Origin of the sequence: Xanthomonas sp. SHU 199 (genome assembly GCF_000364665.1) — a bacterium.
Taxonomy (GTDB): Bacteria; Pseudomonadota; Gammaproteobacteria; order Xanthomonadales; family Xanthomonadaceae; genus Xanthomonas_A; species Xanthomonas_A sontii.
In genome coordinates this window covers 1-2,531 of sequence record NZ_AQOI01000181.1, presented here as the reverse complement: position 1 = coordinate 2,531, position 2,531 = coordinate 1, and the positions used below count along the sequence as shown (strand labels likewise).

Annotated in this window: 3 protein-coding genes; 1 reads left to right on the top strand and 2 read right to left on the bottom strand. The window is 68.5% G+C overall.

Going from position 1 to position 2,531, the window contains the following annotated elements; translation table 11 throughout:
• Positions 1-137 precede the first annotated feature (137 nt).
• Positions 138-725: a phospholipid scramblase-related protein gene (locus tag D183_RS0107680; protein WP_017908488.1), complete on the bottom strand. Its 588-nt coding sequence runs from the start codon at positions 723-725 to the stop codon at positions 138-140.
• Positions 726-1,094: 369 nt separating this feature from the next.
• A complete protein-coding gene (locus D183_RS0107675; RefSeq protein ID WP_017908487.1) occupies positions 1,095-2,078 on the bottom strand; it encodes a LysR family transcriptional regulator in 984 nt (327 codons plus the stop codon).
• Between the two features lie 166 nt (positions 2,079-2,244).
• On the opposite strand from D183_RS0107675, the gene D183_RS24240 reads away from it, so the two are divergent.
• Positions 2,245-2,531, top strand: a 287-nt coding sequence (locus D183_RS24240) for a precorrin-2 dehydrogenase/sirohydrochlorin ferrochelatase family protein (protein WP_039726520.1), incomplete at its 3' end; no start/stop codon positions are given.

Sequence of the window (2,531 nt, the reverse complement as noted above, 5' to 3'; positions counted from 1 at the left end):
GTCCCTCCCACAATGGCCACGGCCGCTCAGTGTGAGGGGCCGGGGAGCCGCCGCCGCGGGAATCCCGCTTTTGCGATTCCCCACTCCCGATTCCCCATTCCCGGCTTCACCGCGATTCCCCATTCCCGGCTTCAAGGTCACTCCTTCAACACCATATCGATGCACAGCACCGCCGCCATGATCAGGATCCGCCGCGGATCCTCGGCCGGCAGGCTCTCGGCGATCGACAGCATGTAGTTGTCGGCGCTGGTGAACAGTTCCTTGCCCAGCCCGGCCCACTTCTTCGAGACCTGCGCCAGTTCGCGCTCGCCCTGCACGAAGCGGAAATCCCAACTGGTCCACTTGCCGCGCAGGGTGCACACCGGCGCGCCCTGGGCATCGAGCACATCGAACTTGCCGCCGATGGAGAAGAACTTCTGGCTGAAGGAACCGACCAGCCGATCGCGCTCGTCCAGCACCTCGACCTTGGACAGGAACAGCGAGAAGCCGCGCTTGACCGTCAGCACCTTCTGCCCATCCGGAGTACGCACTTCCACCTGGAACGGGGTCATGCGCTTGTAGTCGGTGAACCGGAAGATCTTGGTGAACACGCCCAGGTTCGGCTCGCGGCATTCCAGCAGCTTGCGGTTGCTGTGCGGATCGAACACGTCGTAGTTGTTGGCGGCCTTGAACATGCCGACCTGTTCCTTGACGAAGAACAGGTTGTGCTGAAGAACAGGATGCATCGGGCGTCCTTGCGTTGGGAAAGTCGACGCGCCCTGGGCGACGGCCGCACAGCGGCGGCGCGGTGCCGACAGCCGCCGGCACGTCCAGGGTCGCGGTCTGCCGGGCGGCAGCGCGGGCCGCATGATAGGGGGCGACTGCGGCCGCGGCAACGCGCACGGCAGGCAACCACGCCAGTGCGGGGTCTTCATTCCAGTGCAGGCCGCGACGCCGTTGCCCTTACTTCTTTTGCCAGACGTCTGTCCGAAGCCAATCGACGTATCGATCAAAGGACGCCGCTGTCGCGATTCCCCAGTCCCGACTCCCCATTCCCGGCTTCACCGCCATTCCCCAATCCCGATTCCCCGTTCCCGGCTTCAACATTCCCGGCTTCAACTGGTAATGGTCTGGGTCAGATCTTCCCAGCTCGGCGGCGCCGGCCAATCCGGCTGCTGGTTGCCTTCCATCACCCGGCGCAGGTCGCGGGTGTCGATCTGCGGCGCCAGCACGTGCACCAGCTCCAGCGCGTAATCGCGCAGCACCCGGTCGCGCGGCAGCACCGCCCAGGCGATGCAGTCGGGAATCTCCGGCGGCGCCGGCCACGCGCGCAGATCGGTGTCGTTGGCGCTCACCGCCATTTCCGCCAGCAGGCCCACGCCGAGTCCGGTGCGCACGTAGGTCTTGATCAGGTCCGCGTCGAGCGCGGTCAGCGCGATCCGCGGCTCCAGCCCGAGCCGGCCGAAGGCGCGCTGCAGCGAGGAGCCGGCGCGGGTCGAGGATTCGTAGCTGATCAGCGGCTGTGCCGCCAACGCGACCATGTCCGGCACCCGCTTGGGCACGTCCAGCGCATGCCCGCGCGGCACCAGCACCAGCCGCCGCCAGCGGTACAGCGGCACGGCGATGCCGGCGGCCGGCGCCGTGCCGGCGGTGCTGACGATGGCGATGTCGGCGTCGCCCTGGCTGAGCAGGTCCAGCGCCGCGCTCTCGGCGGCCTGCTGCAGGTGCACGCTGACCTGCGGATAGGCCTGCTTGATCTGCGCCACCGCCGGCGGCAGCACGAAGCGCGCCTGGGTGTGGGTGGTGGTGAGGGTCAGCTGGCCCTGGCTCTCGCGGCGCTGGTTGGCGGCGTAGGTGCGGATGTTGTTGGCCTCGGCCAGCACCGCGCGCGCGCGCTCGATCACCTCGCGCCCGGCCGGGGTCACCGTTTCCAGGCTGCGGCCCTTGCGCACGAACAACAGGAAGCCCAGTTCGTCCTCCAGTTGCTTGAGCTGCTTGGACAGCCCCGGCTGGGTGGCGTGCACGCGCGCCGCCGCCAGGGTGATGTTCAGATCGGCATCGGCAATGGCGACGAGGTAGCGGAGTTGGGTCAGCGTCATCGGGACGAGGGCGAGGCGCCGCCAGGCGGGACGCTCGACTGTAGTGGAATTCGGCCTTTCACCTTATAACCGAAAGCTATCTGCCTTGGGCATGAAGTCATTTCCTGGGGCTATGAGCCGGCGCTACGGTCGTCGCTCCCGCCTGCCCCGCGTTGCGAGCCGCCCTGTGAGCCCTGCCCCGATTGCCCTGTATCCGGACCTGCGCGACCGGGCCGTGCTGGTGATCGGCGGCGGCGCGGCCGCCGAGCGCCAGCTGCAGGCACTGCTCGCCGCCGGCGCCCAGCCACGGGTGGCCGCGCCGACCCTGACCCCGGGCTTGCATGCGCTGGCCGCGCAAGGACGGCTGGTCTGGCTGCACGGCGCCTTCGACAGCGCTTGGCTGGACAGCGTCTGGTACCTGATCGCCGCGAGCGAGGACGCCACGGCCAACCGCCAGGCGCTGCAGGCCGCTGC